The sequence below is a fragment of the Mycolicibacterium sphagni genome (genome assembly GCF_002250655.1).
Lineage (GTDB): Bacteria > Actinomycetota > Actinomycetes > Mycobacteriales > Mycobacteriaceae > Mycobacterium > Mycobacterium sphagni.
In genome coordinates this window covers 126847-142682 of record NZ_NOZR01000007.1, presented here as the reverse complement: position 1 = coordinate 142682, position 15836 = coordinate 126847, and the positions used below count along the sequence as shown (strand labels likewise).

The following is a 15836-nucleotide window of genomic DNA, read 5'->3' as shown; positions in this document are numbered from 1 at the left end:
CGGTTGTCGGTACCCCCTGGCACTCTGGAGTAGTGCGTCCCGCCGATCCGATGAGCCGGTTCAGTCCGCTGACCCGGCGCTGGTTCACGGGCACCTTCGCCGAGCCGACCGCTGCGCAGGCCAACGCCTGGTCGGCCATCGCCGACGGCGACAACACGCTGGTCATCGCCCCGACCGGATCGGGTAAGACGCTGGCGGCATTTCTGTGGGCGATCGACCGGCTGGCCAACCAGCCCGAAAAGCGCAGCGACCCGGGGGCTAGGCCGGGCACGCGAGTGCTCTACATCTCCCCGCTCAAGGCCCTGGCAGTCGACGTCGAGCGCAACCTGCGCACCCCGCTGACCGGTATCACCCGCATCGCCGAACGCGACGGCGTCCCTGCCCCGCAGATCAGCGTCGGCGTCCGTTCCGGCGATACCCCGCCGGCCCGTCGCCGCGAGCTGATCACCAAGCCGCCCGACATCCTGATCACCACGCCCGAGTCGCTGTTCCTGATGCTGACCTCCGCGGCACGCGACACCCTGACCGGCGTGCAGACCGTGATCGTGGACGAGGTGCACGCCGTCGCAGGCACCAAACGCGGCGCGCATCTGGCGTTGTCACTGGAGCGGCTCGATGCGCTGTTGGATACCCCGGCCCAGCGCATCGGGTTGTCGGCGACGGTCCGACCACCGGAGGAAGTGGCCCGGTTCCTCTCCGGCACCCGGCCGACGACCATCGTCGCTCCCCCGGCCGCCAAGACGTTCGAGCTGACGGTGCAGGTGCCGGTGCCCGACATGGCCAACCTCGAGAACAACACCATCTGGCCCGATGTCGAGGCCCGCATCGTCGACCTCATCGAGGCGCACAATTCCACGATCGTGTTCGCCAACTCCCGGCGGCTGGCTGAGCGACTCACCGCGCGCATCAACGAGATTCACGCTGAGCGGTCAGGAATCGAACTGGACGCACCGCCCAACCGCCAGGTGCCCGGCGGGCCACCCGCCCACATCATGGGCAGCGGCCAAACCTATGGCGCCGAACCACTGCTGGCCCGCGCGCACCACGGTTCGGTGTCCAAGGAGCAGCGCGCCATCGTCGAGGATGACCTCAAGAGTGGACGGCTCAAATCGGTCGTCGCGACATCGAGCCTGGAACTCGGCATCGACATGGGCGCCGTCGATCTGGTGATCCAGGTCGAGGCGCCGCCGTCGGTGGCCAGCGGGCTGCAGCGTATCGGCCGGGCCGGCCACCAGGTCGGCGAGATCTCCCGTGGCGTGCTGTTTCCCAAGCACCGCACCGATCTGATCGGCTGTGCGGTCAGCGTGCAGCGAATGCTCGATGGGCAGATCGAAACCATGCGCGTGCCCACTAATCCGCTCGATATCCTGGCACAGCACACCGTCGCCGCGTGCGCACTGGAACCGGTCGGCGCTGACGAATGGTTCGACGTCGTGCGCCGCAGTGCCCCGTTTGCGACGCTGCCGCGCAGCGCGTTTGAGGCAACGCTCGACCTACTCGCGGGGAAGTATCCGTCCACTGATTTTGCCGAACTACGGCCACGGCTGATCTATGACCGGGATACCGGCACACTGACGGCCCGCCCCGGCGCCCAGCGTCTGGCCGTGACGTCCGGCGGGGCCATCCCCGACCGCGGCCTGTTCACCGTCTACCTGGCCACCGACTCCGAAAAGCCTTCGCGCGTCGGCGAACTCGACGAAGAGATGGTCTACGAATCCAGGCCGGGTGACGTGATCTCGCTGGGCGCCACCAGTTGGCGAATCACCGAGATCACCCATGATCGGGTGCTCGTCATCCCCGCGCCCGGGCAACCCGCCCGCCTGCCATTCTGGCGCGGTGACGACGCGGGCCGGCCCGCCGAGCTCGGCCAGGCGATCGGCAAGTTCACCGGAGAACTTGCCGGGCTGAGCCGCGACGAGTTCGAAAACCGCTGCAGTGAATTAGGATTCGCTGACTACGCCACCGACAACCTGTGGCAGCTGCTCGACGATCAGCGCACCGCCACCTCGACCGTGCCCAGCGACACCACCTTGCTGGTGGAGCGCTTCCGCGACGAACTGGGCGACTGGCGGGTAGTGCTGCACTCGCCGTACGGCTTGAAAGTGCACGGGCCGCTGGCCCTGGCGGTCAGCCGCCGGCTGCTGGAGCGTTACGGCATCGACGAGAAGCCGACAGCCTCCGACGACGGCATCGTGGTGCGGTTGCCCGACACCGAGGATGCTCCGCCCGGAGCCGACCTGTTCGTCTTCGCCCCCGACGAGATCGAGCCGCTGGTCACCACCGAGGTGGGCGGTTCGGCACTGTTCGCGTCCCGCTTCCGGGAATGCGCGGCCCGGGCGTTGCTGTTGCCCAAACGCCATCCCGGCAAGCGCTCGCCACTGTGGCATCAGCGGCAGCGGGCAGCCCAATTGCTGGACGTGGCGCGCAAATACCCCGATTTCCCGATCGTGCTGGAGGCAGTGCGGGAATGCCTGCAGGACGTGTACGACGTCCCGATGCTGACCGAGTTGATGGGCCGGATCGCCCAGTGGCGGGTGCGGTTGGTGGAGGTCGAGACCCCGATACCGTCACCGTTCGCGGTGTCGCTGATGTTCGGCTACGTCGGGGCTTTCATGTACGAGGGCGACAGCCCGCTGGCCGAGCGCCGAGCTGCCGCACTGTCCCTGGACAGCACCTTGTTGGCCGAGCTGCTCGGCCGCGTCGAACTGCGGGAATTGCTCGACCCCGATGTCATTGCCGCGACATCGCGCCAACTGCAACACCTTTCGGAAGAACGCAAAGCCCGCGATGCGGAAGGGGTGGCCGACCTCCTGCGCTTGCTAGGCCCGCTGACGGAGGCCGAGATCACCGAGCGCTGCACAGCCAGCGATGTCGGTGCGTGGCTTGACGGTCTCCATGGCGCTAAGCGGGTACTGCCTCTGTCCTATGCCGGTCAGTTCTGGTGGGCGGGAATCGAGGACATCGGCCGGCTGCGAGACGCAGTCGGCGTCGCGGTGCCGGTTGGGGTACCGACGAGCTTCACCGAGGCGGTGGCCGACCCGCTCGGCGAACTGATGGGCCGGTTCGCCCGCACCCGTGGACCGTTCACCACCGCCGAGGCCGCGGCCCGATTCGGCCTCGGCCTGAGGGTCGCCGCCGACGTACTGGGCCGAATGGCCATTGACGGCAAGCTGATTCGCGGCGAGTTCGTGGCCGCGACGACCCCAGCCGGATATCCCGCCTCCGCGGGGGCCGACCAGTGGTGTGACGCCGAAGTGCTGCGCATCCTTCGCCGCCGCTCGTTGGCGGCGCTGCGTGCGCAAGTGGAGCCGGTCAGCACGGCCGCCTACGCCCGCTTCTTGCCGGCCTGGCAGCAGGTCGGCAGCGGTGCGACCTCCGGTGTCGACGGGCTGGCCTCGGTGATCGACCAACTGGCGGGGGTGCCGGTGCCGGCCTCGGCCGTCGAATCGCTGGTGTTCGTTCCGCGGGTGCGTGACTACCAACCGGCGATGCTCGACGAACTGCTGGCCTCCGGTGAGGTCACCTGGTCGGGTGCGGGCTCGATCTCGGCCGGCGACGGCTGGATCGCATTCCACCAGGCCGACACCGCGCCGCTGACACTGGCCACGCCAGCCGAGATCGCCTTCACCGACACCCACCGCGCCATCCTCGAAATTCTGGGCGAGCCCGGCGAAGCTCGCGGCGCGTTCTTCTTCCGCCAACTGGTCGACGGATCGGAAGAGACGTTCAAAGCCGCACTGTGGGAGCTGATCTGGGCTGGCTGGATCACCGGCGACACCTTCGCGCCCGTGCGCGCCATGCTGGCCGGTGGGCGCAAGCCTGGCCCCCGACGCGCCGCCGCACCGGCGCACCGGCAACGGCGCGCGCCTCGGCTGAGCCGCTACTCGGTGGCGCACCCGCAGACCCGGGCTGTGGATTCGACGGTTGCCGGTCGATGGTCAGCGGTGCCGGCACGGGAACCGGACTCCACGGTGCGAGCACATTTTTCGGCCGAGCTACTGCTCAACCGGCATGGCGTGCTGACCAAAGGTGCGGTCGCAGCCGAGGGTGTGCCCGGTGGTTTCGCCACGCTGTACAAGGTGCTGACCGGGTTCGAAGATGCCGGGCGTTGCCAGCGCGGCTATTTCGTCGAATCCCTGGGCGGCGCGCAGTTCGCGGTGGCATCGACGGTCGACCGGCTGCGGACCTATCTCGACGGCGTCGATCCGGAACGCCCCGACTACCGCGCGGTCGTGCTGGCCGCGGCCGACCCGGCCAACCCGTACGGCGCGGCGCTACCCTGGCCGGCCCGATCTGATGCCGATTCCAGTCACCGCCCCGGACGGAAAGCGGGCGCGCTGGTGGTGTTGGTGGACGGCGAGCTGGTGTGGTTCCTGGAACGCGGTGGCCGCTCACTGCTGAACTTCAGCGCAGACGAGGAAGCGCAGCGCGCCGCGGCGGGGACGCTGGCCGAGTTGGTCAGCAGCGGGCGCATCGGTGTTGTGCTGGTCGAAAAGCTCGACGGTTTCTCGGTGCTGGAGGCCGCCGCGCATTCCGAGCGGCGAACAACCGCCGACGCGTTGGTTGATGCCGGATTTGCCCGGACCCCGCGGGGCCTGCGCCTGCGCTGAGGTTGTTGGGATCGGTAGCCTGCCGACCGCTGTGCGCTAGGAGCATGAAGACTGCAGGATGCGTTATCGGATGGTGCATCGGCGTTGTTGCCGCCGCCGGATCGCTGGCGAGTTCGCCGGCGGCGCACGCCGACATCGACTTCGAATGCGAGCCGGGATGTTGGGGCGCGGCCGCGGCGTCGACCTCGACCGGCCAGGAAGTGATGCGGCTGAACTACGAGACGCGCCAGGGCGCCGAAGACGCGGCCGAGTTGTGGTGTGACGTCAAAGGAAAGACAAACGACTGTCAAGTGCTCGCCTCAGGCCTCGGCTGTTTGTCGATCGCGGTGAGCCCGGACGGCAAAACCTTCGCCGGAGGAAACGCGCTGTTTCAGGACGCCGCTGATGGGGCTGCCCTCAACGGCGCCCCTCCCGGGTCGACGATCGACCTGCGCGATTGCAACGGGTGAAGCGGCGCGTGACGTAACGCATCGACAGTCCTAGTCTCGATGGCATGGGTGAATTAGGCGACGATGTGATTGCGTTCCTCTCTGACGGCACTCGCACAGCCAAGCTGGGCTATGTCGCCGCAGACGGCAGACCGCTGGTCGCGCCGGTGTGGTTCATCGTCGACGGCAATCAACTGGTGTTCAACACCGGAAAGCAGTCCGCCAAAGGACGTGCGCTCAGCCGCGACCCACGGGTGGTGATCTGCGTTGACGATCAACATCCCCCGTACTCGTTTGTTCAGGTCCAAGGGACCGCGTCGACAAGCGATGACCCGGACGAACTCCTGGATTTCGCCACTCGTATCGGCGGCCGCTACATGGGTGCGGACCGGGCCGAAGAATACGGCCGGCGGAACGCGACACCGAGTGAGCTCATTGTGCGGGTGACGCCGACGAAGGTGAACAAAGCGTTCAACATCACCGACTGAGCACCCTTCTAGGCTGGAACCATGCCCGAGGGCGATACCGTCTTCCACACCGCCGCCAACCTGCGCGACGCGCTGGTCGGTAAGACCCTGACGCGCTGCGATATCCGCGTACCGCGTTACGCCACCGTAGATCTCAGCGGCCACACCGTCGACGAGGTGATCAGCCGTGGCAAGCATCTGTTCGTCCGGGTCGGCCCGGCGAGTATCCACTCGCATCTGAAGATGGACGGCGCCTGGCGCGTGGGACCCCGGGGCAAGCCGCAGCGGCAAGCCCACAAGATCCGAATCATCCTCGAAGCCAGTGAGATTCAGGCGCTGGGTATCGACCTTGGTGTGCTGGAGATACTCGACCGTGAGAACGACCAGGACGTCGTCGCCCACCTGGGTCCCGATCTTCTCGGCGACGACTGGAATCCCGAACTCGCCGCGGCCAACCTGGCCGCCGATCCGGACCGGCCGCTCGCCCCCGCGCTGCTTGATCAACGGGTGCTGGCCGGCGTGGGCAACGTGTACGCCAACGAGCTGTGCTTCCTTTTCGGCCGGCTGCCGACCAGCCCGGTCAGCAGCCTCGCCGACCCGCTTCGCGTGGTCACTCGAGCACGAGACATGTTGTGGGCCAATCGCGCCCGCTGGGACCGCACCACCACCGGCAACCGTCGGCGCGGACAAGAACTCTGGGTCTATGGCCGGGCCGGCGAGCCGTGCCGGCGCTGCCGCACGCCGATCCGCCGCGCCGAATCCTCCGATGCCGATCGCGTCACGTACTGGTGCCCGTCGTGCCAGCGTTGAGCGGGTGGCCGGCGCCGGCCATTGCATCGGCAACCGCCGCCTCGATGCTGTTGATCGTGGACTTGTCCATCCGAAGCGCCGAGACGCTCTCCGCGCGCGACAAAGTCACCTCAACGGGGATCCGGCCGTTCGGGTAGACCACAGCCATCACCACGCCAGTGCCCGCCTCGAGTGCGTCCGCGATCTCGCGCCGCAGACCGGTTCGCAGCTCGTGCTCGGCAATCGCGGCGACCAACCCGGCCGTGGCCCCGCCGGCCAAGATGGACAGTCCAATCGGCGGGATAAACAGTCCGAACAGCAGCCCGACGCAGGCGCCTATTCCCACAGCCACCCGTCCGTGGCGATTGTGCGCCTCGACGACCTGTGCCTGCCCCTCGGCGTCCTTGATCACCAGCGCGGCGGCGCGCATCTCCATGCCGTGCTTGATGCGCTGCCCGAGTTCTTCGAAGTCAGCACGGGCCCTGTCGATATCTGAGTACGCCGCGACCAGGACCAATTCATGATCGTCATCCATTCGATCAGCATGACGCGGATCACACCGCCCCACTAGGGACCGGAGACACCGGAAGAGCTGACGAACGACCGCGATTGCCCATTTAACGGATCCTGGAACTCCAGTCGATGTGCCACCAGCTGCAACGGGGACGAGAAGTCGTCGGCAGCCACCTCCACGACGTTCGGATACAGCGGATCGTTGTCGATCGGCAGACCCAGCGAGGACATGTGCACGCGCAGCTGATGTGTGCGCCCGGTGCGCGGGCTCAACCGATAGCACCCATCCCCCAAGGCCTCGACCACCGTCTCGGCATTCGGTTCGCCCTGCTCCTCGAATGCCTGTAACTTGCCGCGCTGCTTGATGATTCGACTACGCACCACGGTGGGTAGCGCCACCTCAGCCACCGCCGAAGACCGCGCCAGGTAAGTCTTGGACACCAGCCCTCGAGCGAAGAGGGTCTGGTAGGCACCGCGAACCTCGCGGCGCACCGTGAACAGCAGCACCCCCGCGGTCAGCCGGTCGAGCCGATGGGCCGGGCTGAGCTCGGGCAGGTCCAGCGAGCGGCGCAAAAGAACCAACGCCGTCTGCGCGACGTGCCCACCCCGTGGCATGGTGGCCAGGAAGTGTGGCTTGTCGACGACCACGATGTCGTCGTCGCGGTAGAGCACCGGGATGTCGAACGGCACCACCGCCTCGTCGGGTAGCTCCCGGTACAGGAAGACGTGCGCACCGGGCGGCAACACGGTCGAAGCCGTGACCACCGCCCCGTCGGCGTCGACTACCTCACCGTTGAACACCTTTTCTGCGGCGGCATCCCCGAACCGGTCGGCCAGTTCGACGAGCACCGCTCCGCCACGCAGCCGGACCCGCGCCGGGCCCACACCGTCGCGATCCGGGAGTGGTGCCGGGCGCCGCCGCCTCAATTCAGCGGGACCGGCTCGAGGATCTCCGCGCGCGCCTCGGGTGCCGCCGCCCGCAGCGCATCGGCGGATTCATCGTCGGGCTGGGTCTGCGACAGCACCTCGGCCTCCACTCGGGCGATGTACGTCGCCACCTCGCGGGCGCAATCCGCCTCGCTCCAGCCCAGGATCGGCGCCACGACGTCGGCGACCTCGGCAGCGCAGTCGACCCCGCGGTGCGGGTACTCGATCGAGATCCGCATCCGGCGGGCCAGGATGTCCTCCAGGTGCAGCGCCCCTTCGGCGGCCGCGGCGTAGGCCGCCTCGACTTTGAGATACACCGGCGCATCGGTGATCGGCTCGAGCAGCTCAGGCTTGTCAGCCGCCAGCGCCAGCACCTCACCGATCAGCGAGCCGTAGCGGTCCAGCAGGTGACGCACCCGGTAGGGATGCAGACCGTAGCGGGCGCCCACGCTTTGCGTCTGGTTGATCAATGCAAAGTAGCCGTCGGCGCCCATCAGCGGCACCTTCTCGGTGATCGACGGCGCAACCCGGGCCGGGATGTACTCGGCTGCGGCGTCGACCGCGTCCTCGGCCATCACCCGGTACGTCGTGTACTTGCCACCCGCGATCGCGACCAGCCCCGGTGATGGCACCGCCACCGCGTGCTCACGCGACAGCTTGGAGGTCTCCTCGCTCTCCCCGGCCAGCAGTGGCCGCAGCCCGGCATACACGCCGTCGATGTCGTCGTGGGTCAGCGGAGTCGCCAGCACCGTGTTGACGTGCCCGAGGATGTAGTCGATATCGGCCTTCGTCGCGGCCGGATGCGCCAGATCGAGATTCCAGTCGGTGTCGGTGGTCCCGATGATCCAGTGCGTGCCCCACGGGATCACGAACAACACCGACTTCTCGGTGCGCAGGATGATCGCCACCTCGGACACGATGCGGTCCCGGGGCACCACGATGTGCACGCCCTTGGAGGCACGCACCCGGAATCGGCCGCGCTCGCGCGACAGTGCCTGGATCTCGTCGGTCCACACCCCGGTCGCGTTGATCACGACGTGACCGCGAACCTCCTCGACCGCGCCGTCTTCGGAGTCCCGGATCCTCACCCCGACCACCCTGTCACCCTCGCGCAACAGGGAAACCACTTGCGTCGACGTCCGCACCACCGCGCCGTAGTGGGCGGCGGTCCGCGCGACGGTCATGGTGTGGCGGGCGTCGTCGACGACCGTGTCGTAGTAGCGGATACCGCCGATCAGCGAACTCCGCTTGAGGCCCGGCGCCAGCCTAAGCGCCCCCGACTTCGTCAAATGCTTTTGCGGGGGAACAGATTTCGCGCCGCCCAGCTGGTCGTAGAGGAAGATGCCGGCCGCGACGTAGGGGCGCTCCCACACCCGATTGGTCAAGGGGAACAGAAACGGCAGCGGCTTGACCAGATGCGGCGCCAGTGTGGTCAGGGACAGCTCACGCTCATGCAGCGCCTCGCGCACCAGGCCGAACTCCAGCTGCTCGAGATAGCGCAGGCCGCCGTGGAACATCTTCGAACTGCGGCTCGACGTGCCCGACGCGAAGTCGCGGGCTTCGACGAGCGCCACCTTCAGCCCGCGGGTCGCGGCATCCAGTGCGCAACCCGCACCGACCACGCCGCCACCGATGACGACGACGTCGAACTGCTCGCTGCCCAGTCGCTGCCAGGCTTGCGCACGTTCGGAAGGTCCGAGAAAGGTCTGACCGGTGCCCGGTCTAAGGATCAGGTCGCTCATGTGCCCCAGGCTAGTCGAGATCGTCGTGCGCCATCAGGCGGCGCCCAGCCTCGACAATCGACCCGGACAGCGACGGGTACACCGAGAGGGTGTGCGCCAGATCGCTCACCGAAATGCGGTTTTGCACCGCCAGCGCGATCGGCAGGATCAGCTCGGAGGCGATCGGCGCCACCACCACCCCGCCGATGACGACGCCGGTGGCCGGCCGGCAGAATATCTTCACGAAACCACGCGTGAGCAGCGACATCTTGGCCCGCGCGTTGGTGTTCAACGGCAGCATCAGGGTGCGCGCGGGCACCGAGCCGTCGTCGATGGCGGTTTGCGGCACCCCGACGGCGGCGATTTCCGGCCTGGTGAAGGTGGCCGAGGCCACCGTGCGCAACCGAATCGGCGCCACTCCCTCGCCGAGTGCGTGGTACATCGCGATCCGGCCCTGCATCGCCGCGACCGAGGCCAGCAGCAGCAACCCGGTGCAGTCACCGGCGGCGTAGATGCCGGAGGCGGCCGTCCGCGACACCCGATCGACCGGAATGTAGTTGCCCGGCCCCAGCTCGATCCCGACCCGCTCCAGGCCCAGACCAGTGGTGTTGGGCACCGAGCCGACGGTCATCAGCGCGTGGCTGCCTTCGACGACGCGGCCGTCGGCCATCGTGACCTTGACCCCGTCGGCGGTGCGCAGCACCGAGCTCGCCCTCGCGTTTTTGACCAGGGTCACGCCACGCTCGGCGAAGACTTCTTCGAGCACCGCGGCCGCGTCGCTGTCCTCGTGCGGGAGGATCTGGTCGCGGCTGGCCACCACCGTCACGGTTACGCCGAGCTCGGTGTAGGCGTTGCAGAACTCCGCGCCGGTGACTCCGGAACCCACGATCACCAAGTGATCGGGCAGCTCAGGAAGGTCATAGAGCTGCCGCCAGGTCAGGATTCGCTCCCCGTCGGGCACCGCGCTCGGCAACACCCGGGGGCTCGCGCCGGTCGCGATCAGCACCACGTCGGCCTTGAGCGTGCCGACCTGGCCGTTAGGTGTGGTGACCCGCACCCGGTGGTGCGCCATCCCCGGTATCGAGTCGATCAGCTCGCCGCGGCCCTGCACTACGTTGACCTTCTCGCGCAGCAACTGCGTGCCGATGTCCGCCGACTGGGAGCGGGCCAGGGTCTTCACCCGGTTGTTGATCTGGGGCAGCGAGATCTTTGCATCGTCGATGCCGATGTCGAAACCCAGCCCCGAGGCGCGGCGCAACTCGGTGCGCACACCCGTCGATGCGATGAACGTCTTGGACGGCACGCAGTCGAACAGCACGCAGGCTCCGCCGATGCCGTCGGAGTCCACCACGGTGACCTCGGCGACGTCCTTGCCACGACCTGCGGCGACCAGTGCGGCCTCGTATCCTGCCGGCCCCCCACCGATGATCACGATCCGCGTCGTCACGGACCTAGCCTAATCACCGGAGTCCCTGCGCTCCTGACGACCAGACACTCTAGGCTTTCCCCGTGCCGCTCTACGCCGCCTACGGGTCCAACATGCATCCCGATCAGATGCTGGAGCGCGCGCCGCATTCCCCGATGGCCGGCACCGGCTGGTTGCACGGCTGGCGGCTGACGTTCGCCGGCGAGGACATCGGCTGGGAAGGCGCGCTGGCGACGCTGGTCGAGGAGCCCGAGTCGAAGGTGTTCGTGGTGCTCTACGACATGACCGCCGCCGACGAGCAGAACCTGGACCGCTGGGAAGGCTCGGAGCTGGGCTTCCACAAGAAGATCAGATGCCGTATCGAGTGCGAATCCACGGACACCACAACCGATCCCGTGCTGGCGTGGCTCTATGTACTGGACGCCTGGGAAGGCGGGCTGCCCTCGGCGCGGTACATCGGCGTGATGGCTGACGCCGCCGAGATCGCCGGTGCCCCAGCTGAGTACGTGCACGACCTGCGCACCCGTCCGGCGCGCAATATCGGCCCGGGGACCAGCAGCAGCAGCAGCTAATACCTCCCACTCGCGAGCGTGCGTGTCTGCACATGGACACGCGGTCGCCGCGATCACTTCACGCACACTCACGCGCGACAAGATGTGCATGGATACGGTTGACCAGCGCGCTCGGGTGGCGCCGCACGTCGTCGACGACAATCGGCACGACCATCCATCCGAGGTCTTGCAGTGCGGCCAGCTTTTCCCTGTCGCGTCGAAGCGCATCCGCCCCGACGTGCCATTCACCGCTGTCGTATTCGGCGGCGACCCTGTGACTCGGCCACGCGAAGTCGAGCCTGCGCAGCCTTCCGCGAGCGTCGACGACTTCGTGCTGCAGAACCGGGGTGGGAAGCCCGCCATCGATCATGACGAGGCGGGCTTCGCTTTCCATCGGCGACTCGGCTCGGGCGTCGGCAAGCGGAAGCAATTGGCGGACCTTCACTATGCCTCGTCGCCCCTGCTGCGCCGCCGCACCGCGGGATAAATCTGACGGATCGCAGCGCCCTGAGCGCAGAGCGGCGTCGAGCGTGGCAAGCGCTCGCGGACGTCGCAATGTGCGGGCTACCTCGATGGCTGTCCACGCCGGTGCCGTGGCCGGGCGACCTGACACCAGGGTCAAGGGAGCACCGTCGCGGCGGTGCACGACGAGCCCATCGGTAGGCCGCAGCTGGTGCCCAGATGGGTTCAGCACGTGCAATTCGGCGCTGTTCTCGGTATCGAAACCGTATGCACCCGCCGCAGTGGCCATGCAGATGCCCACCACCTCTCCGCAAGCCACGTCGAGACCCTTGAGCCTGCGGGCCGTGCCAGCGGGTCCGTAACTGTAAACTCCGTGCCAGATACGTTCTACTGCAGTGCATTCCAGAAGCATCTCGAATTGACGCCGACTCACTACGGCGAGGATCTGGCCGGCTGTCGCCACTCCGTCCTGGCTCTCAAACAGCGCGGCAAGCGCGTCGTGCATCCCGGTGATGTTGCACGCTGAACACACCGTCGGAAAGTCAGCCCTGTGGACAACGAGCGTGCGTGGGCTGCTCACAAATGCGGCGTGTCGCTGTGCTGACACGCACGCTCGCGGTCAAAAGCGCGAGCGGGTGAATTCCCAAGCGTCGGCGACGATCTCGTCGATGGTGGTGTGCTGGGGTTTCCAGCCGAGTTCGGTGACGGCCTTGTCGCTGGAGGCGATGAGCACCGCCGGGTCACCGGCTCGGCGCTCGACATCACGCGCCGCAATGGGCCCACCGGTGATCCGTTCGCAAGACGCGATCACCTCGCGAACCGAAAAGCCCGTGCCGTTGCCCAGGTTGTAGATTCGATGTTCGCCCGGCTTCGAGGTCTGCAGCGCGAGCAGGTGAGCGTCGGCGAGATCGCGGACGTGGATGTAGTCGCGGATGCACGTGCCGTCCGGTGTGGGCCAGTCGGTGCCGAACACCAGAATCTCGGGCCGCCGGCCGGTGGCCACCTGCAACACCAGCGGAATCAGGTGCGTCTCGGTGGCGTGCCGCTCACCGAAGCCGGCGTATGCACCGGCCACGTTGAAGTAGCGCAGGCTCGTGGCGGCCAGGCCATGTGCGGTGGCGTAGGACGTGATCGCGTGGTCGATCGCGAGCTTGGTGGCGCCATAGGCATTCGTGGGCCGAGTCGGCGCCTCCTCGGTGATCGGCACGGACTCGGGCTCGCCGTAGGTCGCCGCCGTCGACGAGAACACCAGCCGCGGCGTGCCGGCCGCACGCATCGCCTCGAGCAGTTCCAGCGTCTTGACGACGTTGCCACGCCAGTACTTCTCCGGCTCCGCGACGGACTCCCCCACCAACGACTTCGCGGCGAAGTGCAACACCCCGTCAAACGCTCCGGCGCCCAGCAGGTCCGGGGCCACCTCGACCATGTCAGCCTCGACGAACTGCGCCCCCGCCGGGACGGCATCGGCATTGCCCGTCGAGAGGTCGTCGACGACTACCACCTCGTGCCCCTGCTCCAACAGCACTGCGGCGCACACGCTGCCGACGTATCCCGCGCCCCCGGTCACCAGAAGTTTCATCAGAACTCCGCAGACTGCTCGACGACGTTGACCAGCACTCGGACCCCGACCGCGAGCGCCCTCTCGTCGAGGTCGAACGTCGGCTGGTGCAGGTCCAGTTGCGGTCCCTGACCACTCCACACACCCAGCCGCGCCATCGCGCCGGGCACCTCCTCCAGATACCAGGAGAAGTCCTCACCGCCACCGGACTGATGGGTGTCGGCCAGCGTGTCCGGCCCCACCGCCTCAATGGCGTGCGTCATGATCTGCGTCGAGCGTTCCTCGTTGACAACCGGCGGCACACCACGATGGTACTGAAGCGTGTGCTCGACACCAAGGGGAGCAAGCAGACCCGAAACAATTTCCCGCACAAGACTTTCCATTGCTACCCAGGTATCGCGGCTGGCCGTGCGCACTGTACCCGCCAACGTTCCGGACTGCGGGATCGCGTTGGCCGCGACACCGGCGTTTGCCGCACCCCACACCATAACGGTGCTGTGTCGCGGATCGATCCGGCGCGACAACACGCCGGGCAGCCCGGTGATCAGCGTGCCCATGCCATAAACGAGATCCGACGTCAGATGAGGCCGCGACGTGTGACCGCCGGGTGAGTGCAATGTGATCTCGATCGAATCCGCCGCCGACGTGATGGGACCCGGGATGATCGCGACCCGTCCCACCGACAGCCGAGGGTCGCAGTGCAGCGCGAAGATTCGCGACACCCCGACCAGCGCGCCGGCCGCGATCGCGTCGATCGCACCACCGGGCATCAGCTCTTCGGCCGCCTGAAAGACCAGCCGCACACCGACGGGAAGTTCCGGCACCGACGCCAGCGCCGTCGCCGCTCCGATCAGCATGGCCGTGTGGGCGTCGTGCCCACACGCGTGCGCGACGTTCGGCACCGTCGAGCTGTAGGGGGCGCCGGTGCGTTCGGCCATCGGCAGCGCGTCCATATCGGCCCGCAACGCAATTCGCGGCGCATGCTCGGGGCCGAAGTCACATGTCAGACCCGTCCCGCCGGGCAACACCTTGGGGTTGAGCCCAGCCTCCACCAGACGGTCGGCGACGAACTGCGTGGTGGCGAACTCCTGTCGGCCCAACTCCGGATAGCGGTGAATGTGCCTGCGCCACTGCACCAGATCATCGAAGCTTCCGGCCAGCCAGGACTCTGTGGTGTCGGCGATGCTCATCGGCGATCCGCCCCCCGCCGATCTCGAAGTTCCAATACCCGATCGCGCTCGGCAACCGTCTCGGCCAACCGAACGACTGTGCGCGCCAACATGATCGCGCCCTCGGCGACCGCACGATCACCGCTGGGCCCACCCGCGGCGACGGTGAAGCCGGGCTGGTGGATCACCGCGCCGTCCGATTCGATGCCCACCACCGGATGGATTCCCGGTAGCAGTTGCGTGACATTGCCCATGTCGGTGCTGCCCAACGGCATTGCGGCCTCCACGTCGGCAGGAACAGGGTTGCGGCCGATCTTCGTCATCTCGTCGCGGATCACCTCGGCCAGCCAGGGGTCGGGGGTCAGTTCGGCGTACGGCGGTGCGGCTTCGGCAATCTCGTGCTCGCATCCGGTCGCGACCGCGCCCGCAGCGAAGCAGCCGCGCATCTTGGCTTCCAGTCCCCGCAGTGAATCGGTGTCGACGGCACGCATCGTGTACTGCAGCCGCGCCCGGCCGGGGATGACGTTGGTGGCCGAGCCGCCTTCGGTGACGATGCCGTGGGCCAGCTGGCCGGGCGCCATCTGCTGGCGCAGCAGCCCGATCGCCACCTGCGCGACCGTCACCGCATCAGCGGCGTTGACACCCATATACGGCGCGACCGCCGCATGGGATTCCCGGCCGGTGTAGGTGACGATGACTTCGGACAGCGCCAGCGACCGAGCGGCGGCGATGTCGATGGGTCCGGGGTGCAGCATGACGGCGGCCGCGACGTCGTCGAATACGCCCGCGTCGATCAGCAGGGCCTTGCCGCCGCCGGACTCCTCGGCGGGCGTTCCGATCAGGGCCACCGTGAGCCCGAGTTCGTCGGCCACCTCGGCCAGCGCCAGGGCGGTGCCGACGGCCGACGCCGCGATGATGTTGTGTCCACACGCGTGGCCAATGCCGGGCAGGGCGTCGTACTCCGCGCAGATCCCGATCACCAGCGGACCAGAGCCGAAGTCGGCGCGGAATGCGGTGTCCAAACCACCGGGTGCCGCACTGATCTCGAAGCCGCGCTCAGCCACCAACGCCAGGGTCTTGGCGCAGCTGCGGTGCTCGTCGAAGGCGAGTTCCGGCTCGGCATGAATGGCGTGGGAGAGTTCGATCAGATCGCCACGACGCGCCGCGACCACGTCCTCGACGCGGGTCGACGCAGTGGCTGTAGGCATCCACGAA

At 67.7% G+C, this 15836-nt stretch carries 14 protein-coding genes; 6 read left to right on the top strand and 8 right to left on the bottom strand.

All coding sequences use genetic code 11. The features are described 5' to 3' along the window. The first annotated feature begins 50 nt into the window (after positions 1 to 50). From CG716_RS10660 to nei2, 4 genes are read left to right on the top strand one after another with little or no spacing between them, the layout of a single operon-like run. Positions 51 to 4610 carry an ATP-dependent helicase gene (locus CG716_RS10660; protein ID WP_094479434.1) on the top strand — a complete coding sequence of 1520 codons (4560 nt, stop codon included), beginning with the start codon at positions 51 to 53 and terminating at the stop codon, positions 4608 to 4610. A 44-nt stretch (positions 4611 to 4654) separates the two neighbouring features. Then, entirely contained in the window at positions 4655 to 5059 is a 405-nt protein-coding gene (locus CG716_RS10655; protein WP_094479226.1) for a DUF4189 domain-containing protein, read from the top strand. Positions 5060 to 5103: 44 nt separating this feature from the next. Then, positions 5104 to 5526: a PPOX class F420-dependent oxidoreductase gene (locus CG716_RS10650; RefSeq protein ID WP_094479224.1), complete on the top strand. Its 423-nt coding sequence runs from the start codon at positions 5104 to 5106 to the stop codon at positions 5524 to 5526. A 21-nt stretch (positions 5527 to 5547) separates the two neighbouring features. Then, on the top strand, positions 5548 to 6315 hold the full coding sequence (gene nei2 / locus CG716_RS10645; protein WP_094479222.1) for an endonuclease VIII Nei2: 768 nt from the start codon (positions 5548 to 5550) through the stop codon (positions 6313 to 6315). Here nei2 and CG716_RS10640 read toward each other — a convergent pair. The 4 genes from CG716_RS10640 to CG716_RS10625 are packed head-to-tail and all read right to left on the bottom strand — an operon-like array spanning position 6284 to position 10902. Further along, the gene (locus CG716_RS10640; RefSeq protein WP_094479220.1) at positions 6284 to 6829 is read right to left on the bottom strand and encodes a DUF1269 domain-containing protein; all 546 of its coding nucleotides are present in this window, start codon (positions 6827 to 6829) and stop codon (positions 6284 to 6286) included. The two genes, nei2 and CG716_RS10640, sit on opposite strands and share 32 nt — an antisense overlap. Positions 6830 to 6861: 32 nt before the next feature. Next, positions 6862 to 7734 carry a pseudouridine synthase gene (locus CG716_RS10635; protein WP_094479218.1) on the bottom strand — a complete coding sequence of 291 codons (873 nt, stop codon included), beginning with the start codon at positions 7732 to 7734 and terminating at the stop codon, positions 6862 to 6864. Then, positions 7731 to 9476, bottom strand: a complete 1746-nt coding sequence (locus CG716_RS10630) for a glycerol-3-phosphate dehydrogenase/oxidase (protein ID WP_094479216.1) — start codon at positions 9474 to 9476, stop codon at positions 7731 to 7733. The genes CG716_RS10635 and CG716_RS10630 overlap by 4 nt, the downstream gene beginning before the upstream one ends. Before the next feature lie 10 nt (positions 9477 to 9486). Beyond that, on the bottom strand, positions 9487 to 10902 hold the full coding sequence (locus tag CG716_RS10625; protein ID WP_094479214.1) for an NAD(P)H-quinone dehydrogenase: 1416 nt from the start codon (positions 10900 to 10902) through the stop codon (positions 9487 to 9489). A gap of 62 nt (positions 10903 to 10964) precedes the next feature. Here CG716_RS10625 and CG716_RS10620 point away from each other — a divergent pair, with 62 nt between their 5' ends. Then, the gene (locus CG716_RS10620; RefSeq protein ID WP_094479212.1) at positions 10965 to 11453 is read left to right on the top strand and encodes a gamma-glutamylcyclotransferase family protein; all 489 of its coding nucleotides are present in this window, start codon (positions 10965 to 10967) and stop codon (positions 11451 to 11453) included. 58 nt (positions 11454 to 11511) lie between these two features. Here the strand turns inward: CG716_RS10620 and CG716_RS10615 are convergent, their stop codons facing one another. Continuing rightward, the gene (locus CG716_RS10615; protein ID WP_337360771.1) at positions 11512 to 12213 is read right to left on the bottom strand and encodes an endonuclease domain-containing protein; all 702 of its coding nucleotides are present in this window, start codon (positions 12211 to 12213) and stop codon (positions 11512 to 11514) included. 54 nt (positions 12214 to 12267) lie between these two features. Here CG716_RS10615 and CG716_RS30735 point away from each other — a divergent pair, with 54 nt between their 5' ends. Beyond that, positions 12268 to 12420, top strand: a complete 153-nt coding sequence (locus CG716_RS30735) for a hypothetical protein (protein WP_234817809.1) — start codon at positions 12268 to 12270, stop codon at positions 12418 to 12420. Between the two features lie 93 nt (positions 12421 to 12513). On the opposite strand, the gene galE is transcribed toward CG716_RS30735, so the two are convergent. From galE to CG716_RS10600, 3 genes are read right to left on the bottom strand one after another with little or no spacing between them, the layout of a single operon-like run. Continuing rightward, entirely contained in the window at positions 12514 to 13473 is a 960-nt protein-coding gene (gene galE / locus CG716_RS10610) for a UDP-glucose 4-epimerase GalE (protein WP_094479208.1), read from the bottom strand. After that, a complete protein-coding gene (locus CG716_RS10605; protein WP_094479206.1) occupies positions 13473 to 14642 on the bottom strand; it encodes an amidohydrolase in 1170 nt (389 codons plus the stop codon). Before CG716_RS10605 ends, galE begins: the two co-directional genes overlap by 1 nt. Further along, the gene (locus tag CG716_RS10600; protein ID WP_094479204.1) at positions 14639 to 15829 is read right to left on the bottom strand and encodes a M20 family metallopeptidase; all 1191 of its coding nucleotides are present in this window, start codon (positions 15827 to 15829) and stop codon (positions 14639 to 14641) included. Before CG716_RS10600 ends, CG716_RS10605 begins: the two co-directional genes overlap by 4 nt. Between the last annotated feature and the right edge of the window lie 7 nt (positions 15830 to 15836).

Coding starts and splice junctions, on each gene's coding strand:
- CG716_RS10660 (WP_094479434.1), top strand. CDS start 51: ATGAGCCGGTTCAGTCCGCTGACCCGGCGCTGGTTCACGGGCACCTTC.
- CG716_RS10655 (WP_094479226.1), top strand. CDS start 4,655: ATGAAGACTGCAGGATGCGTTATCGGATGGTGCATCGGCGTTGTTGCC.
- CG716_RS10650 (WP_094479224.1), top strand. CDS start 5,104: ATGGGTGAATTAGGCGACGATGTGATTGCGTTCCTCTCTGACGGCACT.
- nei2 (WP_094479222.1), top strand. CDS start 5,548: ATGCCCGAGGGCGATACCGTCTTCCACACCGCCGCCAACCTGCGCGAC.
- CG716_RS10640 (WP_094479220.1), bottom strand. CDS start 6,829: ATGGATGACGATCATGAATTGGTCCTGGTCGCGGCGTACTCAGATATC.
- CG716_RS10630 (WP_094479216.1), bottom strand. CDS start 9,476: ATGAGCGACCTGATCCTTAGACCGGGCACCGGTCAGACCTTTCTCGGA.
- galE (WP_094479208.1), bottom strand. CDS start 13,473: ATGAAACTTCTGGTGACCGGGGGCGCGGGATACGTCGGCAGCGTGTGC.
- CG716_RS10605 (WP_094479206.1), bottom strand. CDS start 14,642: ATGAGCATCGCCGACACCACAGAGTCCTGGCTGGCCGGAAGCTTCGAT.
- CG716_RS10600 (WP_094479204.1), bottom strand. CDS start 15,829: ATGCCTACAGCCACTGCGTCGACCCGCGTCGAGGACGTGGTCGCGGCG.